The sequence below is a fragment of the Muriicola jejuensis genome (genome assembly GCF_010671595.1).
Classification (GTDB): Bacteria; Bacteroidota; Bacteroidia; order Flavobacteriales; family Flavobacteriaceae; genus Muriicola; species Muriicola jejuensis.
In genome coordinates this window covers 1,742,853-1,765,882 of sequence record NZ_JAABOP010000001.1, presented here as the reverse complement: position 1 = coordinate 1,765,882, position 23,030 = coordinate 1,742,853, and the positions used below count along the sequence as shown (strand labels likewise).

General features: G+C 38.9%; 25 protein-coding genes. 23 read left to right on the top strand and 2 right to left on the bottom strand.

The genetic code is table 11. From position 1 onward, the window contains the following. Nucleotides 1–193: 193 nt before the first annotated feature. The 15 genes from GWK09_RS07855 to GWK09_RS07785 all read left to right on the top strand — a co-directional run bounded on the left by GWK09_RS07855 (nt 194) and on the right by GWK09_RS07785 (nt 13,217). Nucleotides 194–721: a DUF4199 family protein gene (locus GWK09_RS07855; protein ID WP_163692432.1), complete on the top strand. Its 528-nt coding sequence runs from the start codon at nt 194–196 to the stop codon at nt 719–721. 221 nt (nt 722–942) lie between these two features. After that, the gene (locus tag GWK09_RS07850; RefSeq protein WP_163692431.1) at nt 943–1,224 is read left to right on the top strand and encodes a type II toxin-antitoxin system RelE/ParE family toxin; all 282 of its coding nucleotides are present in this window, start codon (nt 943–945) and stop codon (nt 1,222–1,224) included. 11 nt (nt 1,225–1,235) lie between these two features. Continuing rightward, nucleotides 1,236–1,538 carry a HigA family addiction module antitoxin gene (locus GWK09_RS07845; protein WP_163692430.1) on the top strand — a complete coding sequence of 101 codons (303 nt, stop codon included), beginning with the start codon at nt 1,236–1,238 and terminating at the stop codon, nt 1,536–1,538. A gap of 287 nt (nt 1,539–1,825) precedes the next feature. Continuing rightward, complete coding sequence (locus tag GWK09_RS07840; RefSeq protein WP_163692429.1) at nt 1,826–2,386, top strand: helix-turn-helix domain-containing protein; 561 nt, start codon at nt 1,826–1,828, stop codon at nt 2,384–2,386. A 199-nt stretch (nt 2,387–2,585) separates the two neighbouring features. Further along, entirely contained in the window at nt 2,586–3,302 is a 717-nt protein-coding gene (locus tag GWK09_RS07835; protein ID WP_163692428.1) for an MBL fold metallo-hydrolase, read from the top strand. Between the two features lie 202 nt (nt 3,303–3,504). Continuing rightward, on the top strand, nt 3,505–3,654 hold the full coding sequence (locus GWK09_RS07830; RefSeq protein WP_163692427.1) for a hypothetical protein: 150 nt from the start codon (nt 3,505–3,507) through the stop codon (nt 3,652–3,654). A 172-nt stretch (nt 3,655–3,826) separates the two neighbouring features. Beyond that, nucleotides 3,827–4,600 carry a tetratricopeptide repeat protein gene (locus tag GWK09_RS07825; protein WP_163692426.1) on the top strand — a complete coding sequence of 258 codons (774 nt, stop codon included), beginning with the start codon at nt 3,827–3,829 and terminating at the stop codon, nt 4,598–4,600. Between the two features lie 270 nt (nt 4,601–4,870). Further along, entirely contained in the window at nt 4,871–5,287 is a 417-nt protein-coding gene (locus GWK09_RS07820) for a hypothetical protein (protein ID WP_163692425.1), read from the top strand. A gap of 1,226 nt (nt 5,288–6,513) precedes the next feature. Further along, nucleotides 6,514–7,074, top strand: coding sequence for a P-loop NTPase family protein (locus GWK09_RS07815; protein ID WP_163692424.1), 561 nt, complete (start codon nt 6,514–6,516; stop codon nt 7,072–7,074). Beyond that, entirely contained in the window at nt 7,074–7,970 is an 897-nt protein-coding gene (locus GWK09_RS07810; RefSeq protein ID WP_163692423.1) for a GNAT family N-acetyltransferase, read from the top strand. The genes GWK09_RS07815 and GWK09_RS07810 overlap by 1 nt, the downstream gene beginning before the upstream one ends. Before the next feature lie 193 nt (nt 7,971–8,163). Next, nucleotides 8,164–9,099 carry an alpha/beta hydrolase gene (locus GWK09_RS07805; protein ID WP_163692422.1) on the top strand — a complete coding sequence of 312 codons (936 nt, stop codon included), beginning with the start codon at nt 8,164–8,166 and terminating at the stop codon, nt 9,097–9,099. Nucleotides 9,100–9,281: 182 nt separating this feature from the next. Further along, nucleotides 9,282–10,190: a retropepsin-like aspartic protease gene (locus tag GWK09_RS07800; protein ID WP_163692421.1), complete on the top strand. Its 909-nt coding sequence runs from the start codon at nt 9,282–9,284 to the stop codon at nt 10,188–10,190. A gap of 185 nt (nt 10,191–10,375) precedes the next feature. After that, nucleotides 10,376–10,807, top strand: coding sequence for a hypothetical protein (locus tag GWK09_RS07795; protein WP_204260377.1), 432 nt, complete (start codon nt 10,376–10,378; stop codon nt 10,805–10,807). Between the two features lie 279 nt (nt 10,808–11,086). Continuing rightward, complete coding sequence (locus tag GWK09_RS07790) at nt 11,087–12,511, top strand: amidohydrolase family protein (protein WP_163692419.1); 1,425 nt, start codon at nt 11,087–11,089, stop codon at nt 12,509–12,511. A gap of 226 nt (nt 12,512–12,737) precedes the next feature. Beyond that, entirely contained in the window at nt 12,738–13,217 is a 480-nt protein-coding gene (locus GWK09_RS07785) for a hypothetical protein (protein WP_163692418.1), read from the top strand. A gap of 84 nt (nt 13,218–13,301) precedes the next feature. On the opposite strand, the gene GWK09_RS07780 is transcribed toward GWK09_RS07785, so the two are convergent. Further along, the gene (locus GWK09_RS07780; protein WP_204260376.1) at nt 13,302–14,318 is read right to left on the bottom strand and encodes a hypothetical protein; all 1,017 of its coding nucleotides are present in this window, start codon (nt 14,316–14,318) and stop codon (nt 13,302–13,304) included. Between the two features lie 83 nt (nt 14,319–14,401). Next, nucleotides 14,402–14,668, bottom strand: a complete 267-nt coding sequence (locus tag GWK09_RS14955; RefSeq protein ID WP_204260375.1) for a hypothetical protein — start codon at nt 14,666–14,668, stop codon at nt 14,402–14,404. Nucleotides 14,669–15,563: 895 nt separating this feature from the next. On the opposite strand from GWK09_RS14955, the gene GWK09_RS07775 reads away from it, so the two are divergent. The 8 genes from GWK09_RS07775 (at nt 15,564) to GWK09_RS07740 (ending at nt 22,973) form a co-directional block, all read left to right on the top strand. Beyond that, nucleotides 15,564–16,091: a hypothetical protein gene (locus GWK09_RS07775; protein ID WP_163692417.1), complete on the top strand. Its 528-nt coding sequence runs from the start codon at nt 15,564–15,566 to the stop codon at nt 16,089–16,091. A 420-nt stretch (nt 16,092–16,511) separates the two neighbouring features. Beyond that, complete coding sequence (locus GWK09_RS07770; protein WP_163692416.1) at nt 16,512–18,572, top strand: FlgO family outer membrane protein; 2,061 nt, start codon at nt 16,512–16,514, stop codon at nt 18,570–18,572. A 283-nt stretch (nt 18,573–18,855) separates the two neighbouring features. Then, a complete protein-coding gene (locus tag GWK09_RS07765; RefSeq protein WP_163692415.1) occupies nt 18,856–19,374 on the top strand; it encodes a hypothetical protein in 519 nt (172 codons plus the stop codon). A 170-nt stretch (nt 19,375–19,544) separates the two neighbouring features. Next, nucleotides 19,545–20,048, top strand: a complete 504-nt coding sequence (locus tag GWK09_RS07760) for a RidA family protein (protein ID WP_204260374.1) — start codon at nt 19,545–19,547, stop codon at nt 20,046–20,048. Between the two features lie 202 nt (nt 20,049–20,250). Further along, nucleotides 20,251–21,018, top strand: coding sequence for a DUF6090 family protein (locus GWK09_RS07755; protein WP_163692414.1), 768 nt, complete (start codon nt 20,251–20,253; stop codon nt 21,016–21,018). A gap of 147 nt (nt 21,019–21,165) precedes the next feature. Then, nucleotides 21,166–21,732 (top strand): hypothetical protein, encoded by a 567-nt coding sequence (locus GWK09_RS07750; protein WP_163692413.1) that lies wholly within the window; start codon nt 21,166–21,168, stop codon nt 21,730–21,732. A gap of 152 nt (nt 21,733–21,884) precedes the next feature. Continuing rightward, nucleotides 21,885–22,322, top strand: coding sequence for a hypothetical protein (locus tag GWK09_RS07745; protein ID WP_163692412.1), 438 nt, complete (start codon nt 21,885–21,887; stop codon nt 22,320–22,322). A 141-nt stretch (nt 22,323–22,463) separates the two neighbouring features. After that, a complete protein-coding gene (locus GWK09_RS07740) occupies nt 22,464–22,973 on the top strand; it encodes a hypothetical protein (protein ID WP_163692411.1) in 510 nt (169 codons plus the stop codon). Nucleotides 22,974–23,030: the final 57 nt, after the last annotated feature.

Genomic DNA, 23,030 nt, shown 5'->3' with positions numbered 1-23,030 from the left:
GGGTTTATTAATTAAAACTGGAATGGTCCGTCCATCGAGGCGTCGGGCCATAGCCGGAACCGTTAGTGGCAATGGTCCCACACTGCTATGCCAAAGCTTGATTTTTGATACTTGAAGGGCATCAAATAGATACCTTTATACACTTTGTTACAAATTAAGCCTGACTCTCGTCTTATCAGAAAATATTCATTTCATGATACCATACAAAAATCTCCCAATTAAAATTGGAATGGTGCTAGGCGCAACCTTAGGCATAGTGGTGATAAGCATTGGCATCATACGATATAAAACAGGTATGATTGTTCGAAACGAACAAACACTAAACTATGTATATTGGACAATATTTGCCTTGTCTGTATTTTTTGCCGTGTACCGATTTAGAAAACTTGACCCTTCCTCTTTTGCATTGCGTAGAACAGTGAAAATTGGCCTATTAGCCGGACTCTTGAGTGGGGCATTATATACAATCTATATTATAATCCTTAACAATTATATTGTTCCAGACCTTTCTTCTCAAGTAGTCGAGTATTATAACCAGGAGCTTGCCTCAAATAGCTCCGAATTATCTAAAGAAGACATTATAGATTCAATAGCCGTGACAAAATTAAACCCAGCTATCAGAGGCTTTATCTACATTTTCGTATGTATGGCTTTCGGAACCTTGTATTCTATATTGAGTACCATAGTACTGAAGCGATTCCGTATGTTCCGAATTAAATAAAATTTAAAACTACTGCCACTAACACCGGCTATAATTCATTGCAGCTTTATCACTAAATTTAAACCTATTAACCATTAACACGGTCCGATTTCTCCCGGACAATTTCCGTTGGAAATGTCCGCAACGAAATCATAGCCCAACCGTTAGGCAACATTTTCCAGCATTCTTTCGTAAACCGAAATAAATACTTACCTTTAACGTTAGTAACGTAATACGTGACTATGATCATTTCTTTTGGCTCAAAACAGACCGAACAGATTTGGAATGGTTTCCGAGTCAAAAAAATGCCCATTGAGATTCAGAACGTAGGTAGAAGGAAATTAAGGATGTTGAACAATTCACAAGATATCGCAGACCTGAGAATTCCACCTTCAAATCGACTCGAAAAACTGAGTGGAAATCTTAAGGGCTTTTACAGTATCAGAATAAACAACCAATGGCGGATAATTTTCAAATGGCACAAAGGAAACGCAAGCGAAGTGGAAATTGTTGATTATCATTAAAAATGACCGATATGGAAAAGTTAGCAAATGTACATCCTGGTGAAGTTCTACAATTCGAATTTCTGGAACCTTTGGAAATATCAGCATACCGACTTTCGAAAGATCTGAAGATTCCACAAACAAGGATATCAGAAATAATTAAAGGAAATCGCCGAATCACTGCAGATACAGCACTTCGGCTAAGTAAATATTTTGGGAATTCTGCAAAGTTCTGGCTTGGACTTCAAGATGATTATGACATCGAAAAGGAAAGGGACGAGAAAAAAGATGACTTTGAAGAAATTCCAAGGTTTGAAAATAAAAATGTCGCCTAACAAGGGCTATAGCTCCGCCTGAGGCGGACAGGCTCATCGCCGGCCAGGGCTTGGGAAAAATTCCGACTTTCGGGTTTATTAATTAAAACTGGAATGGTCCGTCCATTGAGGCGCCAAACCATACCTGACTGCGGCAGGTTTACATGCCTTAGGTATGCAGGGCCGGAACCGTTTTACAAATATTCACAGTTACACCCAGGCGACATTTCAAATTGTCGTGATAATGTCGTGTCAGAGCCGCTATCATTTCTGGTCATACTTCTTAAATTTGGGAGAAACACCGTGTATTGGAAAATTTAGGAAACTTACTCAAAGAAGCCCGTCAACATAAAGGTTTAACGCAGGAAGAACTCGCAGACCGTACGAATATCAATTTGCGTACTATTCAAAGGATCGAGAATGGCAAGAACAAGCCTCGCTTGAATACAGTCCGTTCTCTTGCGGGAGAACTGGGCATCGAACTAGACTCAATAGCAGAACACCTAGCCATGACCAAAAAGAGATCTATCGGAGATCTCGTTGCAGAAGGTTTTTTTCTGCTAATTCTAAACTTTGTCTTGATGGGTATTTTCGGATATCTAACGTTAGATTCCAACGCCAATCTTAACAGTAAATTCGCTGCAGTTCTTTTGAGTTTTCTGATTCCAATTTTCATCGTCTATCAAACCAAAAGCATGAATAATCTGGAGAGAACTTTAAAGTACGGAGTAGGCTTTCTGCTGTATTTTATTTTGGTCATGGTTCTCCACGGATTTATTGTCGGTTTTGGCAGCCTACTTTTTCCTTGCTTTGCTATCGCACTAGCTACTCTTTATTATGGGAAAAGTCTCGTGAGTATATCAGAATAAATACGTTGTACAACAACGGCTATGGTTTATCGCCCTCCGGGGTCTGGGATAATTTGCTATTTTAGGGATTAATAAAAATAATACGGAAGGCTGGCGCCCTGCCTGCCGGCAGGCAGGCAAACCATAGCCGGAACCGTTATTACCTGCAATGCGAAGAGCAACTTAATCTTGCTGAGTTTAAACTAAAATGGAATGAGAATTGGCAACAGATATTACTTGGTTCCCAAATTCTTGGATACGGCTGCGAATTAACAAGAGAATAGTCTATTTCGACCCAGCCTATTTGAGAACATATTTCTCTAAATATTCTGACAAAACTGAGTTTTCAAAATGGCCAGATCCAATTGATGGATTGCCTAATGGACTTGAAAAAGCAGATTTCATATTTATCACACATCACCATAAAGACCATTGTAAAAAAGAAACAACAAATCGACTAGCAAATCAAAGCACACGAATTTTTGCGCCAAAAAGTTGCCTAAAAGAGCTAGGTAGCAAATTCACAATTATAGAACCGAAACAGGAGATTGAAATTGAACACAATATCAAACTGAGCATTGTTCACGCATATAATACTGAACACGGAACATCAACGAGAAAGCAACATAAAAAAGGACAGGGAGTAGGATTTATTCTTACCATAGATGGATTGAAATTCTACCATTTGGGAGATACTGACTTCCTAACCGAAATGGAATCCCTTGAAGATATTGACATTGCGTTTGTTCCAATGGGTGGGAAATTTACAATGAACATTAACGAAGCGGTAGAAACCACCTTGTCAATCAATCCAAAAACTGTTATTCCTATCCATAACCTTGGACAAGATTTTAAACAGTTTGAAGAAAGACTAAGAGCAAAAACTCAAAAAATAAAATGTATAATTCCAATAATCGGAAAAGCAATTAAAATATGAAAACACAGCAGGTAACAATGGCTAAGGCTCATCGCCCTCAAAGGTCTGGGATTATTCGTTATTTTAGGAATTAACAAACAAGACGGAAGGCTGGCCCCTCCAGGCGCCCTGCCCGAGGCAGACAGGCAAACCATAGCTGGAATCGTTGGTATACATTTAAATTACTTCATTCATTTAATATTTTAATTAGATATTTAAGAGTATGAAAATTTCGAAAAGAGACATAAAATTCTTCCTATTTGGAGCATTAACTATGTTTTTGATTGTTTTGATCTATGAATGGGATGATTTTAAAAGAGGTTTTAAAGATGGATTTGAAAAAGGCAGAGCACAACAGGAGGTAACTGAATAAAAACGTAAGCCAACAACGCCTATGGTTCACAGCCTCCTTAGGTCTGGGATTATTCACTATTTTAGGGAATAACAAAACAAGACGCATAACTGGCGCCTCCGGGCGCCTTGCCTGCCGGCAGGTTTACATGCCTTAGGTATGAAGGGCCGGAACCATTGTACTGCATTTTAATATGAGATCTTACCCAATTGTTTTTATCGCAATATTCTTTGTTTCTATTTGTTCTGCGCAATCTGATGAGCTAATGAGCCTTTATCAGCAAGGCAATTCCTATTACAACGCAAATAAATTCGAAAAAGCAATACCACTATACACACGCTTTATTGAAGCTACAGATGAGCCTCGAATAATAAAAAGAGGCCTCATTAACCGAGGACTTACTTATTCAAAAATGAAAGAATATGATAAAGCGATTGCAGATTTTACCGAAGCCATCCGTATTGACAGTACAGACATGGCCTCTTTTGTAGATAGAGGCCTGGCATTCTTTCAAGCTCAACGCTACGAAGAGGCAACATTGGATTTCAAATATGTAATGGCCAAGGGCAGTGATAAAAAAATGAGTGAAAACTCTCTTTATTGGCTGGCTCTTATTAACTATCAACAAGGAAATCCGGAATCAACTATTGCATTTTGCGATCAATTTCTTAATTCGAATCCGTCAGATGCTGAAGTAATCTTTCTTCGTGCCTCTGCATATAGCCTAACAGATAACTTAGAACTGGCAATTAACGATTATTCTAGAATAATAAAAGATTACCCCAAAGCATATCAGGCTTATGCTAATCGAGGAGTGGCCAAAATAAATCTCCTGACTTCAAAGGGGAACCTAACACCTTCAAGAAAAGAAACAAAAAGTGCATGTGAAGATCTTAGAAAGGCTAAGGAGCTGGGTGATAACTCAGTCGATGATATGCTTTATATCTACTGTGAAACAGGTAATTAGTAAAACGTAGTTCAACAACGCCTATGGTTCATCGGCTCCAGGCGCCCTACCTGCGGCAGGCAGGCAAACATAACCGTTGGTAATAATATGAATGATCGAGATAAAGAGAATAAATCACACCAAGGTGAAATCATAGCAAACCTATTATGGGCTGCTTTCGGAATAATCGGAGGAATAAGTTACTTTTCAAAAGGTGAATACTGGATTTGTGGAATTATGTCCTTAATTGGCGTTTTCTATGGTTACAGACTAATTAAATCAATTACGTAAATGAAAAGAATATACTTTGATAAAATGGATAGCCGGTCAAAAAAAGTGTTGGCTATTCCAATGATCATATTCCTTGGTATTTACATTTACTCAGCTTTCAACAACCGTGGTTCTGTGCTTCAATCGGTTTCTGGAATTATCGGTTTTGGATTTTTTATTTTTCTAATGAGCAAGCAATTCTTTTTTAAGAATTATGTAGGCTGGAATAGAATGGGATTAATTATCAAATTGAATTCCTTCTGGCCAAGGAATATCAACTTTGGAGATATTAAATCTTATAAAATTGAAAATAATCGTTTGCATATTCTAAGAAAGAATGGTTCTGAATTTAATTTCAATTTAGAGAATATTGGAGTTGATGATGAGAATAAAATACGAAACATTTTAAATGCAAATATTTTTGCCAACAACGTATAACCGAAATTAAAACTGACGGTTATACGAGACCGTTATGTACCATTTATTTTTTTGGAGATTTATGAATAGAAAAAACCTTAAAGCGGCATTTATTCTTTTTGTACTTGCCATGGTCATTCTCTTCCTCTACTATGGCTTAGAATTCTCTAAAGACTATGGTTGGCAAGTCACTACTTTCATTCTGAACGATAAAGCAAAAATTACGGGAGGTCTGATTCTTCTCAGCTATCCAATTTATAGAATCCTCAAAAGAAGGGCACAACCGTGAAAAGTCATAGAACAACGGCTATAGTTTTGCGCCTGCCTGGATTTGGTTTTTTTTCTATTTTAGGTCTGATAAAAAACAAAACCGGAAAGGCTGGCGCCTCAAGGCGCCCTGTCTCTGGCAGGTTTACATGCCGAAGGTGCAGGGCCGGAACCGTTGTGCATAATTTTATATGGAGCGTCCTATAATCGAACAAGAAAGGACATTGTTTACAAAGACAATAGTGATCTCTGCTTACACTTTACTCCTGGGATCTGCTCTTCTACTTGTATTCAACTACAAGCAAATACCAGAGCAAGTCTCAATTTTTTTTAATTGGCCAACAAAGGAAAATGGGTTAGCGAACAAGGATGTTTTGTGGGTCATTCCTATTATCTTTAGTGTAATCTCATACTTTTTATTCAAGCTTGCGAATCGCCCATGGATATTAAACTATCCGGTTAAAATTACCATGGAAAACGCCAGATCTCAATATTCAAATGCATCCCTAATGTTGAGAATTCTGAGTCTATTGGTAGCTTTCACATCAGTTGGCTTAATTCTGGGGTCTGTAACGGTTCCGAATAGTCTTTTGAATGATTCGGTTAAAATGTTTTATTCTGTTCTTCCTTATATTTTTTTTGGATTACCCTTTTTCTTTGCCTTTAGATTATTTGTAAGAGGAAGGAAATAAAACTGTGCACAACAACGCCTATAACCTGCCTACCGGCAGGTTTACATGCCTTAGGTATGCAGGCCCATCGCCGGCCAGGACTTGGGAAATTTTCCTACTTTAGAGATAATTAATCAATAATGGAAAGGTCCGGACATCGAGGTATCCCTCTTGTCGACGGGCACCCGAGCCATAACCACCTGCCGGCAGGTTTACATGCCTTAGGTATGCAGGGCCGGAACCGATAGATGAAATTCACCTAACAAAAGTCACCCCTGGCATATAGACGAAGCTTAAAGGAAAAATAAAATGATCTACATCATCAGTGGGACTTCGAGATCGGGAAAAAGCATACTAGCTCAAAAATTCATGCAAAAGCAAGGAATTCCCTATCTATCGATTGACTGGCTGGTGATGGGGTTTACCAATGGCATTCCTGAATATGGCATCCATGACAAATTATGGCCCGATGAAATTGCTGAAAGACTCTGGGATTATTTGAAGGCGATGCTTGAAAGTATCATATGGTCTGAATCCGACATAGTCATTGAAGGTGAAGCTGTACTTCCCGAATTAATCATTGATTTCCTAAAAAAATATCCGAGTCTGATTAGAGTATGCTTCTTAGGCTATGCACACGTTAGTGTTCAGCAAAAAGTAAAAGAGGTATATGAATACCATCGTGATAAAAAAGACTGGCTGACGAAAGAACCAGAGCAGTATGTCGAAGACCATATTCGCAACATGGTGGAATACAGTAAACGAATTGAAAAAACGTGTGGTCAGTACGGACTAAGGTATTTTGATACGTCAAAAAAATTTACAAAAGCTTTGGATCAGGCAATGGAATACTTGCTAAAAGAAAAATGATGGAATACGTTGAACTGTGTGACATTCGATTTGGCTTTACCAAAGACTATAAACACGACCACAACCTCAGAAGAAGCTTCAATCAATTAACTGAGGTCACCTTTGGATTCACCCTGGAAGACTGGTACCGAGAGGGGTTTTGGGGGGATTATTATATCCCATATTCGCTGTTGCATCGCGACCAGGTAATCTCTAATGTTTCCATAAATAGAATTGAATTTGATTTCGAAAATGAGCGAAAAGTAGGTATTCAGATTGGGACGGTTATGACAGACGAAAAATACCGTCATAGAGGACTTAACAGGTTCATCATGGAACGAGTAATGAACGAATGGAAAGACCATGCTGATTTTATCTATCTCTTTGCAAATGATACAGTCCTTGATTTCTATCCAAAGTTTAATTTCCAGATCGTAGAGGAATATCAACACTCAAAAAAAATAGACACACAAAGCACTTCTACATCCTGGAAGAAACTGAACATGGAAGATCAGACAGATCTGGCATTCCTAACGAAAATGGTTAAAGAGTCGGTTCCGATATCACAGATATCTATGAGAAACAACGCCTCACTGATCATGTTTTACTGTAAGTCATATAAGAGAAATAGCGTTTTTTATGTAGAAGAGCTCAATGCAATAACCATCGCACACTTTGAAGGTAACACCTTATACCTGGATGATGTGTTCTCAATAAAACCTCTAGACATCAATGACGTAATCCAGGCCATGGCTGATGAAAGCATTACTCAAGTAGCATTGGGATTTACACCTTTGGACGAGTCGGGATTTGAAAAGCATTTATTAAAGGGCACAGACACACTTTTTATGCTGAAGGATACGTATGACTTATTCACAAATAAACACTGGATGTTTCCTGTATTATCCCATGCCTGAATCGATCTCGAATGCTGTAAAAACTTCCAATAAACACTATCACCCATGAGCTAACTGAGCTATTTGCAATGGCCGGTATTATCCAATACTTTTTAGATATTTGAAAGGTCTACGCGACTCAGGCCAACTTACTGATGATCCTTAGGCGTTGTATGTCATCATTAATAACAACTACCTACTGAGAATTATATTCATGAAAAACAAGTACTCATTTTATACAATTCTTGTTTTCATAACCGGTATATGTAATTTTTCATGCTCTAATAAAATGAAAGAAGAAATTAAAATTGACCCAATTGTCAACCTCAATTTAAGTGCTAGTATCATACCTGACATCACTTATCACATTGTAGATGATTTTGAAATAAAATTAGATGTCATTGCTCCACGCATTTATCTTGGAAAAGACCCATGGTACAAATATGAAGGAAAGAAAAGACCAGTTTTATTGTTTATGCATGGAGGAGGTTGGATGGCTGGAGATAAGGCTGCATCAACAATTGATTTAATGCCATACGCGGCTCGAAAATGGGCCATTGTAAATATTAATTATCGATTAGCCGATGTTGCAAAAGCACCTGCTGCCGTAGTGGATGCGAGAAAAGCGTTAGAATGGATCTATGAAAATGCAGACGAGTACTATTTTGATACCAATAATATTGTAGCCGCAGGAGAATCTGCCGGTGCTCACCTTGCTTTGATGACCGGTCTTTTAGAAAAGAATGATTCTTTATGTGGCAATAAATATGTAGTTGAAAATGATTACAAAGTAAGTGCCATAATTAATTGGAACGGATCTTCAAATCTAATGTTCCAGGAATTTAGGGGTCATCCATGGCTAGATCCTGAAGATAATTTTGAAATAGCTTCAAAGTCTCTGTCCCCGATTACTTATCTAGGCCAAAATAGTCCTCCTATTATTTCTGTCCAGGGCACTCAGGATCCTTTTGTCCCCATTGAAGGATCTGAAAAACTCCATGAATTGTGCAAAGAGTTTGGAATAAAAAATAAGCTGGTCAAAATTGAAGGTAAAGGACATGGCAATTTTAGTGCCGAAGAACGAACTTTCATCTATGATGAAATATGGGATTTTTTTGACGAGATTGGAGTGAAAACTTCAGGGGAATAATCCCGAACGCACAACAAGGACTTTAGCCCATCCCTATGAAAGGTCTGCGCTTATTTCCTATCTTAGATAAAACAAATCTGGATCGCTGGGGCCTAGGCACTCGAGAGCCGTGTCATACCTGCCTGAAGCAGGTTTACATGCCTTAGGTATGCAGGGCCGGAACCGTTATGCATACTTTGAAAATGACCAAATACTCTATAGTATTCTTATCAATTTTTGCCTCATTTCAAGTCACATCACAGAACATAATCGAATCTGTTCCAATCCACCTTGTAGAAAATTTAATTTTCCTGGAAGTGACGATTAATGATAATGAAAATCCTCTGAATTTTCTTTTTGATTCAGGGGCAGGCATAACAGTTGTCGAAACTAAAGTGGCAAAACAGCTTGCATTAAATATAAATGCAGAATCCAAAATCGCGACTTCAGGAAAGACTTTATTGTCCAAGGAATCCACATCAAACATCCTGAAAATCGGTCGAAAAATTAAGTTAAACAACATTGATTTAATCTTGATGGATTTAAATCATTTGAGCGAGTATTTAAATACAAATGTCGATGGTGTCATTGGCTATGACCTACTCAAAAAGTTCATTACAGAAACGAATATTGACAGAGGAGAAATTATTTTTTATGATCCTCTTTCGTACACATACAAAGGAAATAGTGACCCCGTAAAACTAACCACCTTGGAATCCAACTTATTTGGTATAATGGTAGATGTAATTCCGAGAAATAGAGATGAACAAATCTCTCTGAATTTCGAGATTGATACAGGTGCCGACAATTTCTTGTCATTTCATAACAAAACAGTTAAAGAACATCAATTAATCAATGGGAATAAAAAACAGCATTTTAAAAAAGGATTTGGAGCAGATTCAACAATTACGTCTAACATAAGTAGCAAGGTTAAATCTGTATCATTTGGCGGTAATAAATGGAGAAATGTTCCGGTGATGTTTGAGGTTGATCCGATAAATAAACGTGATAACAGTTTGGCAGATGGCTTAATTGGACAAAGACTTTTACTTGATTTCAACATTATTTATAACCTAGATAAAAGGGTCGTATATTTTGAAAAAAGAAAATAAGCTATGTGCAACAATGGCTATGGTTAATTGCCCTATGAGGTCCGGGTTTATTTGCTATTTTAGGGACTATCAAAAACAAGACGGAAGGCTGGCGACTCAAGGCGCCCTGCCTGCGGGCAGGTATACATGCCGAAGGTATGCAGGGCCGGTACCGTTGGCAGTTATTAAAAAAAATACGTGTGAACTTGAAATCGAAAATCCTGGCAATTACCCTTTGTTCAATCATTTGCAGTTGTCAGACTTACTTCATACCTATTGAATCTTTCAGAGGTCAGTTTTCCGAGATTGATTCAACATCATTGATCATGGTAAGGACTCGGGGGCCAGCAGGTGATATTGCAGAGTATCTTGCAAATCCAATTGATCAAATAAGTTGTATTGATAAGAGCGGGAATCCTGTAAAAGTAAAAAACAGTCCTTCAATCGAATCGAGGATAACCACTGAAGATGGAAAAAGAACCATCTTCTACTTCGATAGATTTGTAGTTCAAAATGATACCCTATATGGTCACCGCTCCAGATTCCTTGGGATGGCTAAAGCAATCCCGCTGGGAAATATCACCAAGATTGAAATTCAGGATGGGAAAAAGGACTTCAAGTATGTAAAGAAAAAATGATAACAACTGCCAACAACACCTATACTTGCACCAAAGGCGAACAGCATGATTGCTCTTCGAGGTCTGTGCTTATTTCCTATCTTAGTTAAAACAATCTGGTTCGCCGGGGCCTGCCCGCCAGAGGCCGGCGCGGCGCACTCAAGCAACAAACCTTAGCCAAGCGCGTTGCCAGTCAGAGGTGAGACTAGGTTAGTTCACAATTGACAGGTGACATCTTACTGATCATGACTTGGACACTATTATGTTAACAGACAACTGATAGACTGAAATAAACCAATTATGAAAAAAATCATTACTCTTCTCTTTATTTTACTGTTGCCGTTATGTGTAGTGTGCGGACAGCCGTTTTCCGAAGAAGTAACTAAATACATAGAAATCCAAGAACCGGTTATTGCACTAAGAAATATAACTCTGATAGACGGAACAGGTGGACCGGTTAGAACAAATCAAGACATTGTTATTACCGGAGACCACATAACCGCTATAGGCGATTCGGGGAAGATTAATATTCCGCCTACCGCAAAAGTGATTGATGGCAGTGGTAAAGCCGTAATTCCGGGTCTTGTTATGCTGCATGAACACTTATTCTATGCCAAACCTTTTGAAGGAGCTTATAAGGCAGTTCACATGACTAATACTTTCCCGAAAATGTACTTGGCAGGAGGCGTGACAACCATGAGAACTGCGGGTAGTATTGAAGCAAATACCGATTTGAATATCAAAAATCTTATTAATCAGGGAAAAATGGTGGGTCCCAATATTGACGTATCCACACCTCACATAGAACGACAAGGTTTTATCCCACAGTTACAATCGCTCTACGGAGATGAAAGCATTGAAAACTGGATAAATTATTGGGCAGATAAGGGGGTCACTTCGGTAAAGGCCTACAATAATATCACCAAGGACGATTTGGAAAGGATCATCAAAGCCGCTCATTCAAGAAACATGAAAGTGACCGGACATTTATGCTCTATTACCTATCGGGAAGCAGCCGATCTTGGTATTGATAACCTTGAACACGGGTTTGCCGCATCCTCTGATTTTATACCTGATAAAAAAGAGAATGAGTGCGACAACGGTAAAATTGCCCAATCCTTATTGAATCTGAATGACAACGACCCGGAGTTGAAGAATTTAATGGAGCACCTGATTAAAAAGAATGTTACAATCACCTACACTCCAAACGTATTTGAACCTTTCAATGAGAGGGAGATTGTACCTGGAGGCGGTGATGTGGCCATGGCCCCGTTTTTACTGGAGCAAATAAAAGGCATATACGACCAGTATGCCAATTCAAAATACGATTCCCTGGAATATAAGGGCTTTAAAAATGATATGAGGAGAATAAGGCGATTCCACACAATGGGCGGTAAAGTTGTAGTTGGAACAGACCCGACCGGAGCCGGAAGGACAATTGCTGGTTATTCTAATCAACGGTTGATTGAATTGCTGATCGAAGGTGGATTTAATATTGAAGAAGCAATAAAATTGTCGACACTCAATGGTGCCAATTATCTTGGAGTTGCTGAGGAAACGGGAAGTGTTGAAGTCGGTAAAAAAGCAGATCTAATTCTCATAAATGGCGATCTATCAAAAGATGTTTCTAATATCAGGAACATGGAAATTGTATTTAAAAATGGGGTAGGTTTCAGTTCAGGCAAAATATTTGAGTCGGTGAAAGGTAAACTCGGACTTGATTAAACGTTTTAGCCATGACTGATTAAAAGGAACAAGTTGGCAACTGTCGGGGGGCAAAGATGAAGGATGCAAATAAAGTGAGAACAAGACCCAGAGAGTCACAAACTAATTTGAAGTTAGTTTTTATAATTTGTTCGGCTACATAGACAAGAACTTACTTCGAAAATCACAGCCGTCATAAACACCGGTCGTTGTGCTTCATTATAAAAAACCGAATTGACTTTTAAAATTGATTAGAAAAGAAATTTTTTGGTTAATAGGAACTTTTGGAATTGTGCTAGTATTAACACTAGTTCTTTTGGGACCTGACGCCTTTAAAACTGACACCACTTTCGATATCAATATTTATGATACATATTTTGTTATTGCGAATATTCAGATGGTTCCTCTACTAGGTGTATTCACTTTTTTCATTGTCTATCTTTTCCGAACTATAAAACGGAATTTTAAGAACTATACGGCCAATGTAATACTCATCATTGCCACGATATTGTTCATAATCGTTCTTGGAAAGACAATTGGTATTTTGGATTTTTTCAGTAACCCATCAAGTAATGCCGAATTCAAGGAGGATAAGAATCCCGTTGGAGATGCTTTGAGCATCTTATCGAAAATTATGTTTATTCTACAAACAGGGCTTCTTGTATTATTGGCATATTGTGGTTTCAAAACAGGCCAAAATTACAGGGCAGAAAAAAATAACCCCTAAGCACAACAACGGCTATAGCCTGCCTGCCGGCAGACAGGCCCATCGCCGGCCAGAGCGTGGGAAATTATTCTACATTAGAGTTTATTAATCATTCCCAACAAAATTGGCCCTTCCAAAAAATCTTCGATTGACGAAGTTATTGAGATTAGAACCAAACCGATAATTAAACCCAAATCTGGTATCGATGTTATAAGCTGAGGGTAAGGTTACCCTCCCGCTCAAAATATCCTGTTCGGTGAAGTCTCCTGCTGCCAGATAAATCTGGTCCTTTACGTAGTTGGCTTCTGCCCTTACATAAAAAGAAAAATTCCCAGTGATACGGACTTCTGCTCTGATATTCAAACCTGTGGACCAAAAGCTAAAATCATCCAGATAATTTCTAACACGATATCCCACCTCCAGGTTTCCCCAACGTCTATTTAGCCCCAGGCTGGCTCTCAAACTATGGAGAACCCTGGTCTCTTTAAGAACATCGTTAATCGTTTCTTCGACATATCGATTATTCCTGAGTTCAATCCCATAGTTCACTCTTAGAAATCTGGAATTCTGCACGGATTCCGGAAAAAAATTGTACTCAACAGCTGGTCTGAAACTGATCTGAAACTGATAATTAAGTCGGGTATTCTGACGTCCTGCAATATCATATCCATAAGACCATTGGGGGGAGATAGACTTCACAAGCTGATGACTGAATCCAAATTCTGATACATCAAAATTATTCCTGACTTCATCGATGATCTGGTTGCCGTCTCCATCGAGAACCGGATCGCCATTCTCATCAACTCTTGGTACTTTTTGAATCGTTCTTCTAAGCCTTTCATCTATTCTCCCGGATAGGGATATTTTCCATTCATCCGTGATACGGTCAATGTTGATGTTTCCGCCAATATTGATTTCACTGCTCAATTCCTCTAATTCAATGTTGGCGTCACTCCCCACATTGAAAACCCAGTAATTCCAGGGATCGACGCTTTCCTGTATGGAATCTTCACGAATGCCAGAGTCAGTCTTCATATTGATTTCGATATCCTCTCCGGCTTTGGTTTTCGCAACGTACGGAGCTAACCCTAATTTGATAAACCGGGTTAGTTTTGCCCGCACTTCAAAGTCGGTGTCGGTCTGTTTGTTATCTACATAGAGGGTGTCTCTTCTCCCCGCATGTAGGTTTTGCTGACCAATAAAAATCAGTTGATATTGTTTTCCCCTCCCCCAGATCTGTTTCTGTTAATCAGCAGAAAGACATCGGCCTTTTGATTATCCCGGTAGAAGTCAACGGCCGTAATTTCCGTTCTGATATAATCCAGATCACAGCCTCCATCCCACTCTTCACAGCCATCGATAAACACCCCGAGTTTATTGGGAAGATTGTTATTATCAACCAATGTTTGACTGATTGCAGGAGGATGTAAGGAAAAAAACCCCAGAATCAATAAAAATAATATTGTTCTCATTTGATTAGAGTTAAATCAAGTTGATAGCACTTATTGGTACTATATTGAATGCAAGTGGTCAAAGCTAAAATTGCGTGTTACCGTGATTGCATGAAAAGAAGTGAACACTTCACATGAGAAAGCAAAGAAGATGAGTGTCAATTCTTTGCCAGCGACAAAGATAAGTAAATGCCGTTTCTTTCCTGCATCTGAACATAAAGGAGTCTTAAATAACCCCGATTATTCCTGCATAGAATACTTTTTAAGAATAACTTGAAAATGCTGAAATCACGTACGAAGTAAAGTAAAGAATGTGGCTAACAAAGAGCTATAATCCATAGCTGCTTTTTTACAAGTTTGGACTGGGACAAGAGATGGAATTCATTCGTAGAAGGTTATAAAGAAATTCCCCCGGCAATCAAGATAGCAGAATAGTTTTATTGCGAGAACTTTGTAAAAGAATTCCAATCACTAATTGTCCTATTGGTAAAAGAGAATGCAGATGGATTGATGAAAGCAGATTAAAAACGCTTGGTAACGACGGTTCCGGCCCTGCATACCTAAGGCATGTAAACCTGTCGGCAGGCAGGAAAAGCACCGTTTATTAAATAGAGAAGTATCTTTCTGACCGCGTTTACCATCTGACATATATGTTGTAATACGAGTAAGGAGTTTTACAGTCATCATAGTCTTACCCGCAGGGCTCTACAATTTTTATTCCCGGTCTAAGTATTTGTTTATGTGTGATTTAAATCGTACTTTAAGAAGATTATTCCCCTCAATTCTTTTTTATCAATCACCTGCAATTTTTCACAAATCTATTTTTATAGCTTTTTGGAAATAGTATTTCCTGCTTCAAACAGGAAATCAAAGATTAAAAGCAAACACAATAATTACCAACCTAAACCAATTAATTATGAAAAATCGATTTGTAATTTTATCCTTATTGGCGGCAACTCTGTTTGCCTGCACAAGTGATTCAATGAGCAATGACGATCTTGATTTGATGAATCAGGAGGTCAAATTAAAAGCGGCGGTAGAACGTCCTTTTAAAATAAAGAAAATTGAAGGCACTTACAGCTTTTTTCCAGGTGATGGTGAATCATGCGCAGCCTTGGCCCTAAATGCTATTGGCGAAGGAACTATAACACATCTTGGACGGAGTACCATGTTAGAGGAATGGTGTTCTGAGAATCCAGGTGACCTTGGTATTAGATCCATCACGATCACAGCAGCGAATGGTGACGAATTGAGAGGCTATCATAGTTCAATTGAATTTATTGGTGCCAATCCTACCGTTTTTGTAGAAACATTGAACTTCGACGGGGGAAGCGGACGGTTTGAAAATGCCACGGGTGTATTCATCGAAACTGTTATCGTCTTCGAAGACTCCCCATCTAGTGGGACATTTATCATGAGCGGCGAGGGAACGATCACCTATTAAATTAGCGTACTGCATCTAAAGGTCATTCCAGGCACTAGTTGCCTGGGATGATTTTTTTATGTCACGGCTTTTTTACCTATGAACATATTTCAAGCGAACTCCTTTCGGCAAAATGCGACTCATTAGATCAACATCGTAATCATCTGATTGGATCATAGAATTTGATGTAATTACTACGTCTAATGTATATTAACAACGCCCATAAAACCTCACTCTCCCAGGACAGCGCATATTTCCTATCTTAGTTAATACCAAAATCTAGTTTCCGGTGCCTATGCACACCGGCATTGGGTCATAACCGTAACAGTTGGCAGCAGTAAAATAGACATCCGATTTTAAATGAAAGCCATTTATTTACTCTTTTCTAAATTTAATAGCATTATGATTGAAATGTGCTAACTTAAGGGGGTTGTACTGCATATGAACAAATTAATCAAAGAGCTAAAGAGAAGGAATGTACTCAAGGAAACGGTGGCTTATCTGGTCATTGCCTGGCTTGTCCTACAAGTATTTTCAACTGTACTCCCCATTTGGAATGCACCCCTTTGGGTTTTACAACTCATCACTATTACCCTCGTTTTAGGATTACCCCTTTGGATGTTCTTTTCATGGCATTACCAAATTACACCCTCCGGAATTATAAGGACCAAGAATTTAGTTAATGAGACAAAGAGTTCAAAAGGTAACAGGATCTTAAATATTGTCATCATGGCTGCCCTGTTGGCAACTATCGCTTTAATTTGGATCAAACCTGGTGTTTTTACGTCAGTTTCTGCTGATAAATTATCTATTGCTGTACTTCCATTTACAAACTTAAGTGATGACCAAAAAAATGAATGGTTTAGTATGGGTGTTACAGAAGACATATTAACACATCTATCAAAAGTAAGAGGATTACGTGTAATCTCACGAACATCGGTTATGCAATTCAAGAACTCCGGCAAATCCATACCTGAAATAGCCAAAGAACTTGATGTTGAGTACATTGTGGAAGGCAGTGTTCGCAAACAGAACAACCAAGTGCTAATTACTGCTCAGCTTCTAAAAGCCAACGATGAACATCTTTGGGCGGACAACTACAATGAAGATTTATCAGATGCCTTTAGGATCCAGCAAGAGGTCTCACAAAAAATAGTAAAACAACTTAGGATATTCATTTCTCCTGAAGAAGAAAAGGCATTAAATACAGAAACAACCACCAATATTTTGGCGTCGGAACTCTTTGCTAAGGGGCGGAGCATAGCAGATAACAGAACTCGAGAAAACCTCGAAAACAGTATCGAGTTGTACAAAGAAGCGATAAAATTAGATCCATTGTTTGCAGAGGGTTATGCCGAAATTGCCAATGTCTATATGCTTCTTCATATTTATGGCGATTTGAGCAAAGAGGAGTCTGCTAAACAGGCCAATTTATATATTAATAAAGCCTTAGAGATCAATCCGAATATTTCCAGACCTTATAGTGTTAGAGCTATGCTGCTTATTAGAGACGGGGATTGGCAAAGGGCAAAGATAAATTTTGAAAAGGCGATTGACATTAACCCAAACGATGCAACAGCACATCATCATTTTGCTCTTTATTGGCGGGAAAGACCCGACCCGGATGCACAAAAACTATTAGAGCATATAACGGCAGCCTATAAGCTGGATCCGCTTTCAAGACCTTTGAATCAGACGAGGTTTATGGCGCTTTTAACATATGATCAGACTGAGGAAGCAAAAATCTATTTAGAAAAAATCAGATTTATATTAAAACCAGAGGAAATTATTGAGGCCGAAGGCTTATTGAACAGTGCCATCAAAAAAGACCTGAGAGAACTAATTTATTCCTATGAAAGAGCCTTAAAGAACGATCCTGATAATCTTTCTCTACTTCAAGCATTGAGTAGATTGTACAGGGGTATTCTGTTAGATCGAACTAAGAGCCTTCACTATTCTAAACAAGTATTTGACATTGATTCTACAAACCCAGGTTATATTGTGGATAAGCTAAATACCTTGTATTATCGGAAGCAGTTCGAGGAAGCTGATAAGATATTAAGCGATGATGCGTTGATGGATTTACTGCATCCAATACAAAAAATAGTAATGCTCCATAATTATTATGCTTTCCAGTACGATTTCGAAAGGGCCTATCAATATCTGGAGCAAATAAAACCAATTAATCCTATAGTTTATTATTCGAATAAAGCATGGTTGTTTTCAAAAAAAGGCGATTCGAAAACGACCTACGAAGTCTTTAACAGGCCCGGATTCACCCTTATGGATCATTCAAAAGCACTCTGTTTTGCCCATTTAAACGAGACCGATTCCTTGTTTCATTATTTGAATAAGATCTCAAATTATGCCAAACTTGATTTTAAGAACCACAGTCTAATGGAGATCAATGGGAGTACTGCAATTGATCCTTACAGAAATGACCCACGTTATACGGATATTATGAAAAAGAACTACTTTCCGATTGACGCCGTATCAAACTGATTATGAATATGATTAATATGTTCAAAAAGCATGTGCATCAATCTCAGTGAGAAAAGCGATTACCGTAGGTATTGCCGATAGCCCACGGAGCTAGATAAATTTTCCTACATTAGGGTTTATTAATTATTCCAAGTTTGGTCCTGCTAGTAAGGCACCAGACCAACCTGCCATGCTTGCGGCAGGTGAACCGTCACGTAAGGTCGGAACCCTTAGGCAACCTATGAAGAGAGTCTGTTTTTTAGGAATCTGTTGCATTCTTTTGACGACAAAGTCAATTTGCCAAATGACCTCAAACACCTATGAATATGAAATGGATCGGTTGCTGTCTGCAGGGGGTCCTGATTATTATACTACACTAAAGGAGGCTATTTCAGAATTTGAGGATGCATTGATTAGGAGTAGTATCATACCGGACAATTCTTTTAAAAGCTATGTACAGCTTTTACATGAAATAGAGAAGGGCTATGAATTTAAGTTGGAAACGGCGTTTGATCCTGATGGCACCCTTGAAAAAATGGGGTTCGTATTAGAATCAGTAATGCTATCGTCTGAGGGTATCATGATCGCAACGAAATACTTGAACATTGACACCTCAAAGAGTTTTAGGCTTAATCTAAAAGTCTCTGAACTTATCGATGATGGCCAACTGCTTAGTCGTTCAAGGGTCGCTGGATTATACCTGGAGGTTTATGATGCCCTTGACTTTGAATTTCCATTAATTAAATCGAAGATTTGCAAGTTCCTGGATCCCAATACGGACAGTATCATCCATATCTATGTGGATAAACCTAAAGGAGAGTAAATACGTTGTCTAACAACGGCTATAACTCCACCAAAGGCGGAAAGGCTCATCGCCGGCCAGGGCGTGCTAAATTTTCCTACATTAGTCCTTATTATTCCTGAGGTGATCTGCAAATTAAGACACCATACCATAGATGGAGCTGTAACATACATTATCCTAGTGCTATAATCATGAGAGATTTAAAGAAGTTACCCTTGCTGACATTGCTTTTCTTGATGAGTTGTAATCCAGGACAGAAGGAGAAAAACAATGATCAAAAAACAATGAATGACCTTGTTAGGGAGAAACAGGCTCCGGTTTTTACCCCATCTGAACTTCCATATCCTTTCTCAAGCACAGTACAAGTGGGAGACATACTCTATCTTTCAGGGGAGATCGGCGTTACAGATAATGGTATGGGCGTAGTGCCGGGCGGAATAGTACCCGAAACCCAACAGATGTTCAAACGGATCAAAGCTACACTAGCAGGGCACGGACTAGGCTTAGAAGACGTATTTAAATGCACGGTAATGCTTGCTGACATGTCGGAATGGCAAGATTTCAATGAAGTTTACGCAGATTATTTCGAGGCAGGCCGGTACCCTACGCGCTCGGCAATGGGTGTAGGTGGTCTTGCACTCGGTGCACGCGTGGAGATGGAATGTTGGGCCTACAATCCTTCACCCAAAAAATAAAGGATTTGACATGGGGGGGGTATTAATAATCGCATGCCCGCATCAGCTCTAATCCATCGCCGGCAAGGACCTTGGAAATTTTCCTACATTAGGGTATATTGATCATCTCTGGTATGGTCTGTCCATCAAGGCGCCCAGCCTAAAAGCAGGCATACGGGACATATCGGAACCGTTGTGCTTCATTTTGACAAACCGCTTATCAATGATAAAATTCTTTAGAAAAATCCGACAGAACTTGCTTTCGGAGGGAAAAACTGGAAAGTACCTAAAATATGCGATTGGTGAAATTACGCTTGTAGTTATTGGGATATTGATCGCCCTTCAAATTAACAATTGGAATGAAAAGGTAAAGCTAGATTCAGAAGAACGAGTTCTTCTCACTAATTTAAAGATATCCTTCGAAAGGAAATTAGAAGAACTTGAAGATAAAAATGACGGAAGGAGAAAAAACATTGAAAGCATTAAAAGACTACTTGAAATTATCGCTTCAGAAGACAAGGAAGTATCCAACTCGGAAATGTTCAGCTATAAGCTAGACCTGTTTATTTGGTATGCGGTTAATGAAGAGTTTAGCGTGATCGATATGCTCTACAGCTCAGGAAAGATCAACACCATTTCAAACGATTCCCTTAAGTTTAAACTGATTGAGTGGCCAGATAAAATGGAGGAAATGTTAGAAGAGCAAAGAGTTGTTCAGGACTTAGTGACACAAGAACTCAATCCTTTATATAGAACTTATGTTTCATCCGCAGATTTTCTATATAGTTTGTCACAAAATAATTTAGCCGAAGAAAATAAGATCCATAGTCCCTTTCCCAGTGACTTTAAAGGACTGCTAAATGATAGGCGCTTTGAAAGTTTAATCACCGAGAAATTGCTCTATTTAAGAACCAATATTGCTGACACCCAGGTATTGATAGAGGATTCAAAGATGATTTTAGAACTCATTGAGCAAGATTTAAAAGAATAACGCAAGCATGATAATGCTTGTCACGCATCGCTCTCCGAGGTCTGCTCTTATTTCCTATATTAGTAATCAAACTATTGTCAGATAAGCTTATTGGACCCTAACTCCTTGCCCGTCTGTTACAGGCAATATCAGACCATGAGACATCATATGAAAAAAACCATCCTATCTCTCTGCTTACTCCTGCTCTTAACCAACTCGTGTCAAAAGCGATCTTCTGAACTTGATGAGATTATAGTAGAATGCTACGATAAAACCTATCAGGAGGCAGGATATGACATGAAGTCCATCATCGATGACTATGAGAAGGAATTGGTCAAAAAAGGTATCCTGAAAGACACTACCGGCAAGAGCTATCTGGAGGTGCTGCAAAAAATATCCTCGGATAAAGATTTCCGTATTACGGTTCAGTCTTTCACGGAATACGACCCCTTTTTTAAAGTGGATAACGAAACCAAATTAGCCATATTTCAGTGTGAGAATAGGATGATCGAATCCTTAAAGGAAAAGGATCCCAAATGGCGAACCCTGTCTAATCCAACAGATTCTGCCGGGAATATGGGAAACCCGAAGTTGGGGTATGTATCACTGATGGAAAATATGTCGGATGAGGACCTCAACTCGTATTACTTCCGATTAAAAATGTTCCACATTTTTGATGGGGTTAATTCGCAGTTCAGAGATCGGTCCTCCATGCCTGCAAAGGCAGCAGATTAAGTTCTATTCGATTTCTGAAGGTGCTTACACCCGGACTTATTCAAAGATCTGGGCATATTCCCTATCTTAGTTAAAACAGGAAAGGTTTACCAGGTCATCACACACGGAAAGAGAGGCAGGCATGAGCGGTACCTTAAGCAAATAGATTTCGTATGAAAATAAAATACACCAAAAAAAGACTTCGGGTGAATCTTATTCTTGGCCTTATATGGTTGGTTTTGGGTGTTTTAAAATGGGGCTTTGATCACTTTGATTTCTGGCTCGACTACTACCCTCTGGTGCTGGCTTTTCTCTATTTAGCACTTTATCTTTTCGAACTACAGAATCAATATCTGAACATCGTTGAGGATCTAATTAAAAAGAATTATCCTTTCGGCAAACAGATCCACCTGCCCGACGTTACCAGGATTAAAAAATATGCAGGCGATTACATCCTGCTCACCGATAAAAGCAAAATGAAAATTGATACCCAGATCATCGATCCGGATTGCCTGAAGAAGTTGAAAAGAGTACTTGCCGACCTAAATCTATCGCCGGATAAAACTCCTTTTACCACCAGCGTACAGTACACTTCCCTTTCCAAGTCTTGAGCTTTTGTATTATCTTTTTGGAGATTAAACAAGGTTCTGGAAACCGGACATTAGAGTGGAGACACGGGTAGCGAACGTGCCGGACATACCAAAGACCATATACAAGCTGAAAATGCACATTTTAAGAAGGGATCCGGCTTTATGTCTAAGGATTTGATCACATATCTGACAGGTGGGGATCTTAGGTCGATCGCAAAAGTGGAAGAGCTATTGCCCCTGGTAAGAACACAATCGGACTTTGACGAATTGTTTAAATTTCTGTACTCAAAAGACAGACTCATCGTGATGCGCACGGCAGATGCCCTGGAGAAATTAACGACACAAAATCCTCGATTCTTATTCGGCCACAAGGAAGATATACTCCACTTCATAGACACGGCCAGGGATAAGGAATTCAAATGGCATTTGTCTTCCATGGTATCCCGCCTCAAGCTGACAAATGATGAGTTACAAAGGGTGTGGAAGGAATTGACAAAATGGGCAAAGGACAAAAGGGAAAGCAGGATCGTAAGGGTACATTCCATCCAGTCCCTTTTTGATCTGGCAAAACAAGATACTGAGCTCCAGAGAGATCTTAAAAAGACGGCAGTGGCATTAAAGAAGGAGAATATCCCGTCCATTCAGGCTCGCCTTAGGATACTGGGAATGTAGAAAACCCGAATCTCAACCCAATAGTAGCGATTTATCAATTAATTTTGTTTTTAAATA